Origin of the sequence: Dietzia aerolata, from assembly GCF_014144865.1 — a bacterium.
Lineage (GTDB): Bacteria > Actinomycetota > Actinomycetes > Mycobacteriales > Mycobacteriaceae > Dietzia > Dietzia aerolata.
In genome coordinates, this window is record NZ_JAALDM010000022.1 from 23,959 (window position 1) to 30,172 (window position 6,214).

The 6,214-nt window shown below is 67.5% G+C and carries 8 protein-coding genes; 5 read left to right on the forward strand and 3 right to left on the reverse strand.

Going from position 1 to position 6,214, the window contains the following annotated elements:
* Window positions 1-25: 25 nt before the first annotated feature.
* On the reverse strand, window positions 26-760 hold the full coding sequence (locus tag G6016_RS01705) for a thioesterase II family protein (protein ID WP_182630981.1): 735 nt from the start codon (window positions 758-760) through the stop codon (window positions 26-28).
* A 252-nt stretch (window positions 761-1,012) separates the two neighbouring features.
* Between G6016_RS01705 and G6016_RS01710 the strand changes: the two genes are divergently transcribed.
* Window positions 1,013-2,764: a proline--tRNA ligase gene (locus G6016_RS01710; protein ID WP_182630982.1), complete on the forward strand. Its 1,752-nt coding sequence runs from the start codon at window positions 1,013-1,015 to the stop codon at window positions 2,762-2,764.
* An 8-nt stretch (window positions 2,765-2,772) separates the two neighbouring features.
* Here G6016_RS01710 and G6016_RS01715 read toward each other — a convergent pair whose 3' ends face one another.
* Both G6016_RS01715 and G6016_RS01720 read right to left on the reverse strand, forming a co-directional pair.
* Entirely contained in the window at window positions 2,773-3,177 is a 405-nt protein-coding gene (locus G6016_RS01715) for a ferritin-like domain-containing protein (protein WP_182630983.1), read from the reverse strand.
* A complete protein-coding gene (locus G6016_RS01720; RefSeq protein WP_182630984.1) occupies window positions 3,174-3,650 on the reverse strand; it encodes a twin-arginine translocation signal domain-containing protein in 477 nt (158 codons plus the stop codon). Before G6016_RS01720 ends, G6016_RS01715 begins: the two co-directional genes overlap by 4 nt.
* A gap of 103 nt (window positions 3,651-3,753) precedes the next feature.
* On the opposite strand from G6016_RS01720, the gene G6016_RS01725 reads away from it, so the two are divergent.
* The 4 genes from G6016_RS01725 to G6016_RS01740 form a co-directional block, all read left to right on the forward strand.
* On the forward strand, window positions 3,754-4,299 hold the full coding sequence (locus G6016_RS01725; RefSeq protein WP_182630985.1) for an LSm family protein: 546 nt from the start codon (window positions 3,754-3,756) through the stop codon (window positions 4,297-4,299).
* Window positions 4,296-5,282 (forward strand): transcription termination factor NusA, encoded by a 987-nt coding sequence (gene nusA / locus G6016_RS01730; RefSeq protein ID WP_182630986.1) that lies wholly within the window; start codon window positions 4,296-4,298, stop codon window positions 5,280-5,282. Before G6016_RS01725 ends, nusA begins: the two co-directional genes overlap by 4 nt.
* A 142-nt stretch (window positions 5,283-5,424) precedes the next feature.
* On the forward strand, window positions 5,425-5,823 hold the full coding sequence (locus G6016_RS01735; protein WP_182630987.1) for a YlxR family protein: 399 nt from the start codon (window positions 5,425-5,427) through the stop codon (window positions 5,821-5,823).
* A gap of 69 nt (window positions 5,824-5,892) precedes the next feature.
* Window positions 5,893-6,214: translation initiation factor IF-2 N-terminal domain-containing protein (locus G6016_RS01740; RefSeq protein WP_182630988.1), on the forward strand; the 322-nt coding region annotated here is incomplete at its 3' end.

A 6,214-nucleotide genomic window follows, 5' to 3' on the forward strand; every position in this document is an offset into this window, starting at 1 on the left:
ACCGGTGGCCGTCGGGCCGCTGAACTCAGGCGTGGCCGGGCGTCCGGGTCTGCTCCAGGATGCGGGTGAGGGCGGCGCCGACGGTCGGCAGATTCTCGGTGAGGAAGAAGTGGCCGCCCGGGAAGACGGTCAGGTCGAACCGCTGCGTGGTGAGTTCGGCGAGCGCCGCCACCTGCTCCACGGTGACGGTCGGGTCGTCTTCTCCGGCGAAGCAGTGGATCGGGACCGGAACCGGCGCAGTGGATGACGGCGTGTAGGACTCCACCAGTCGGTAGTCATCGCGAACCGGAGGAAGGAACAGCGCTCGGGCGTCCGGGGAGTCGAAGAGCCCGGCCGGAGTAGCGCCCAGTGTGTAGAGGTGGTCGATGAACTCCTCGTCGGAGAGAGTGTGCGCCGGCGTGGTGGGCGGTGGGGAAACCGGGCCGCGGCCGGAGATGATCACCGTGGGCGGCGCGTGTGTGGCGTCCGGCAGGAGAAGCCTGGCGACCTCGGTCGCAAGCAGACCGCCCATGCTGTGACCGAGGATCACCGGATTGCGCAGCTCTGTCGCAGCTACTGCGGCCGAGATCTCCTTTGCGAGATCGGTGAGAGAGTCGGCGAACGGCTCAGACATCCGCTTCTCTCTACCCGGGTAGCGCGCGATGGCGATGCGGGTGTCCTCGGGGACGACGCCGCGCAGGAAACGGTAATGACCGGGGGAGCCGCCGGCGTGAGGCAGGACGAGCAGGGTGCACGACGCAGGGACTGGGGGCTCGAGCAATGCCAGAGCGGGATGGTGGCCCGGGCCTGACGGCGCGGTGATCGTCGCGGAGGCACGTGTCCGCGACGATCTCTGTAGGCCGGATCCCGGTGTGCAGTTGGTGCTCAATGAAAACCCTTCACCCTCATGGCTATTTAGGCAAGGCTAACTTCAATGTTCGTCGCCCTGCAATGCGTGTGGGGTTCGACGGCCCCAGGTGTCCAGCGGTGTCCATCGCGACCTGCGCGCGGTTCCGGTCTAGGCTGGTCCACCGTGATCACGCGACTGTCTCATCTGTTCCTCCGTACGCTCCGCGACGACCCGGCTGATGCCGAGGTGCTCAGCCACAAACTGCTGGTGCGCGCCGGTTACGTCCGACGTGTCGCCCCCGGCGTCTACTCGTGGCTGCCGCTCGGTCTGCGCACCCTCCGCCGTGTTGAGCAGGTCGTGCGCGAGGAGATGGACGCCTCCGGAGCCCAGGAGATCAGCCTGCCCGCGCTCCTGCCCCGTGAGCCGTACGAGACCACCGGCCGGTGGACGGAATACGGCCCGGCACTGTTCCGGCTGAAGGACCGTAAGGGCAACGACATGATGCTCGGTCCGACCCACGAGGAACTGTTCACGCTCACCGTTCAGGGCGAGTCCTCCTCGTACAAGGACCTGCCCGTCACGCTGTACCAGATCCAGACCAAGTACCGCGACGAGGAGCGGCCCCGTGCCGGGATTCTGCGTGGCCGCGAGTTCGTCATGAAGGACTCGTACTCCTTCGATGTGGACGATGCCGGTCTCGAGCGCTCATACCAGGCTCATCGTGAGACCTACCAGCGCATTTTCGACCGCCTCGGGATCGAGTACGTGATTTGCGCGGCGACCTCCGGCGCGATGGGCGGCTCCGCATCTGAGGAATTCCTCGCCGTGTCCGCCGCCGGCGAGGACACCTTCGTCCGATCGACCGACGGTGACTACGCGGCGAACGTGGAGGCCGTGGTCACCCCGGCACCCGAAGCCCTTCCGCTGGACGGACTGCCGGAGGCGGCAGTGCACGACACCCCCGACGCCGCGACCATCGATTCCCTCGTGGCCTGGGCCAACGGAGCCGACCTCGGCCGGCAGGTCACCGCCGCGGACACGCTCAAGACCGTCATGCTCAAGGTGCGCGAGCCGGGTAAGGACTGGGAGCTTCTCGGCGTGGGCCTGCCCGGTGACCGCGAAGTCGACATGAAGCGTATCGAAGCCTCACTCGAACCGGCCGAGGTCGCGGTCCTGGAGGACAAGGACTTCACCGCCAACCCCTTCCTGGTCAAGGGCTACCTCGGTCCGCGAGCCCTCCTGGCCAACGAGGTGCGCTTCCTCGTCGACCCCCGGGTCGTGGAGGGCACCTCGTGGCTCGCCGGTGCCGACATCGCTGGAAAGCACTACGTGAACCTGGTCTGCGGACGTGACTTCACCCCCGACGGGACGATCGAGGCGGCCGAAGTGCGCGAGGGAGATCCCGCCCCCGGCGGCCACGGCACCCTGACGCTGGCCCGCGGGATCGAGATCGGCCACATCTTCCAGTTGGGCCGCAAATACACCGATGCCTTCGGCTTTGATGTGCTCGGCGAGAACGGCAAGCCGGTCCGGGTCACGATGGGTTCCTACGGAATCGGCGTCTCGCGTCTCGTCGCGGTCCTGGCCGAGCAGTTCGCCGACGACAAGGGGCTGGTCTGGCCCGCCGAGGCCGCACCCGCGGACGTCCACGTCGTCATCGCCAACAAGGACGAGGCCGCGATCACCGGGGCAGGGACGCTTGTCGAGGCCTTCGACGCGTCCGGACTGGATATCCTCTTCGACGAGCGCAAGGCCTCGCCCGGCGTGAAGTTCAAGGACGCAGAGCTCATCGGCGTCCCCTGGGTCGTGGTCGTGGGCCGCGGGTGGTCTGAGGGCACCGTGGAGCTTCGGGAGCGGGCCACCGGTGAGGTCACCCAGATCGCGGTCGACGGCGCAGCGGACGAAATCATCCGTCGTATCCGCGCCGGGAGCTGACCAGCATCTCAGGCGGGCGGTGGGAACCCGGGCAGCGCCTCGAACGGCGCGCCCGGGACCAGCGTCCTCCACCGCGCCAACTGGATCGCCGAGGCGGTCAGCGCGTCTACGCAGAATTGGCGTCGCTCGGACGTGTCAGCCGTGCCCAACTGCACCCGCCATGCTTCGCAGCAATCAGATTCGATGCGAATCGCCAGTAGTACCGGGGCGGTCGAAGTCTCGGGGCCGGTGAGGTAACCAACCGGAGCCGGCGGGGAGTCCGGCCACAACTCCTCTGCAGCATCGCGGCGCGCGCGATGCGCGGTCAGTTCACGGCGGACCGCCGCCATGATGCCGCTGTCCGCGGACGCGAGCAGCAAGCCGTATCCGTACACGGCGGCATCCTCGGCCGCCAGCCCAACTGGAGTGGTCATGCCAGGAGCACCTCCACCGCCGTAATGCACGCCGCGGACACCGAGCCGGTCAGTTCGGCACGGATGCCCTCCGATTCCAGCGCTACCTCCGAGGCATGGCCGGAGTCCGTGCGAAGCCGGGCCCGGACATCCCCAACGGGAGGGCAGGTGACCACGGAGTCCGGCTCTGCTGTCGTGGTGGTGGCGGCGGTTGATTCCGGCGGGGTCTCGACCAGCTCGGCCAGCCGCTCGGCGTGAATGCGACGAACGTCCGCGATAAGACGGAGCGCGTCGACGTATTTGCCGTGGGAGGTATCCGCCGCGGCGAACTCGCGAGCATCCCGCTCTGCCGCCCGGATCAGCTCGACAACCGGATCCGAGACGCCATCGCCCTCCTCACCGGTGCAACCGGTGACGGCCACTGCGCCCATGACACCGGCGGACGCGGCGAGGAACCGGCGTCGCGACAGGGTGACGGGGGAGGAGAATGGCACCCCGACATCCTGCCAGGGCGCAACGACTCGCGCCGAGGCGGTACAGTGATCCGGCCCGTCCGCGATCCGGATAGGCCCCCGAAAGTCGCACCCCAGGAGCACAGTGATCGTCCCCGAGCCCGACAGGGCCCACATACGCAAGGCGGTCTCCGACCGCGGACTCGACCTCGAGGAACTCCGGGAGAACGACAGCGCCGCCACCTGGCGCGTGATCGTAGTCGTGGACGGCGACGGTGGAGTGTCACTGGACACTCTCGCGAACCTGTCCACGGAGCTGGACCCACTCGCCGAGCAGTGGGGCGGCCCGAATCGTGCGGTCACGCTCGAGATCACCAGTCGTGGGGTCGACGCTCCGCTCACCGAGCACCGCCACTGGCGCCGTGCTCACGGTCGCCAGGTCGACCTCGAGTATGTCGAGGGAGCCTCGGGGCCGACCCGCGGGCGGGTCGGCGATCTCGACGATGCAGCCGCGACGGTGCGAATCGTGTCGAGGGCAGGTCGTCGCATAAATGTCGACTCGGTACCGTTACAGGATGTGGCCCGCGCGGTGATCCGGGTCGAATTCAATCCCGCGCCACGGGATGAGCTCGACCTGCTGCAGGATCCAGGTGCGACCGGGACTGGCGTTCACGAAGGAGACGATCGGTGAATATCGACATGGCGGCACTGAACATGCTGTCGCAGGAACGGGAAATCCCGCTGGATGATCTCGTCTCGACTCTCGAGAACGCTCTCCTCACCGCCTACAAGCGGACCGACGATGCACACCGAGTCGCCCGGATCGTCCTGGACCGCAAGGCCGGAACCGTCGCGGTGATGGCAGCGGAGGTCGATGACGAGGGCAACCGCATCGGCGAGTTCGACGCGACCCCGTCAGACTTCGGCCGTGTCGCCGCGGCGACAGCCCGCCAGATCATTCTGCAGCGGCTTCGTGAAGCGGAAACCGAGAAGATCTACGGCGACCTCATCACCCGGGAGGGCGAGGTCGTCAGTGGCGTCATCCAGTCGGACTCCCGTGCCAATGCCAAGGGCATCATCGTCGTCCACATCGGACCGGAGACCGGCGGAACCGAGGGCACCATCGCTCCGGCCGAGCAGGTACCCGGCGAGACCTATTCGCACGGCGACCGGATCAAGTGCCACGTGGTGGGTGTGCACAAGGGACCGCACGGGGCGTCGGTGTCCCTGTCGCGGACCCACCCTGACCTGGTGCGTGGATTGTTCGCCCTGGAGGTGCCGGAGATCGGCGACGGTTCGGTTCGTATCGCCGCCGTCGCCCGGGAAGCCGGGCACCGCACCAAGATCGCCGTGGAGTCCACGGTGTCCGGTCTCAACGCCAAGGGCGCGTGTATCGGCCCCAACGGTGCGCGGGTCAGGGCGGTCATGTCGGAACTGGGGGGAGAAAAGATCGACATCGTCGACTACGACGACGACCCCACCGTGTTCGTCGGCAACGCCCTTTCCCCGGCCAAGGTTGTCTCTGTGACGGTGGCGGACGAGGCTGCTCGCGCGGCCCGGGTGGTCGTTCCCGATTACCAGCTCTCGCTCGCCATCGGCAAGGAAGGCCAGAACGCCAGGCTTGCGCACCGTCTCACCCAGTGGCGCATCGACATCCACAGCGACGCCGAGTGAGACACGGCGCGCGGCCGCTGCCACGCGGTCGGGCGCGCCGTTAGTGTCGACACCCTGTTACCTGTAGACTGATCAGTTGTCACAGTGACTTCACGTTCACCCGCCGTGTGCGGGCGAGGCGGCGAGATACCGAGGCGGATGGATGCGGGGACGTAAGGACCGGCAACCCAGTCCGACCGAGGTGGCGGGTCCGGTTCGGACCTGCGTCGGTTGTCGTGGTCGGGATTCCGATTCCCGGCTTCTGCGGATCGTTCACGATCCGCAGTCGGCGGCACTCTCGCCTGATCCCCGTCGCAGCGCGTCAGGTCGGGGAGCGTGGGTGCACCGTGACGAACGGTGCATCAAGACTGCACTTGACCGCAAGGCCTTCATCAGGGCCCTGCGAGTTTCCGGGAACGTGTCCCTAGACGCGATCTCGGAGTTGTTCGAGGCGGTTCGCCGAGAGCAAGACACCACCCGCCGGCCGAATGGTCCGGTAGGGGGAGCACAAGAAAAGGAACGGACCAGACACGATGAGCACACCGTGAAGCTCCAGCGATGAACGTCCATCGAATGTAGACCGAGGTCGCGCGGCCAGCCCTGCCGTGAAGACCTCGCAGTGAGGAGAGCAGTGGCAGGCAAGCCCCGGGTACACGAACTGGCAAAAGAGTTCGGTATCACCAGTAAAGAACTTCTGACGAAGCTCCGCGATCAGGGAGAATTCGTCAAGTCGGCGTCGTCGACACTCGAGGCCCCGGTCGTCCGGCGTCTTCGTGAGTCGATGGCTCCGGCGGGCGGCACGGACGCCGCCGCGGAGGCCCCCAAGTCCGGTCGATCCAGCGCACCCAAGCCGGGTGCGGCGGGTAAGCCCGGTCCCCGACCCGGTGCGGATCCGCGTACCCCGTCGCCCGCATCGGCAGCCAAGCCGGCGGCCGCAGCCAAGCCGGCGGATG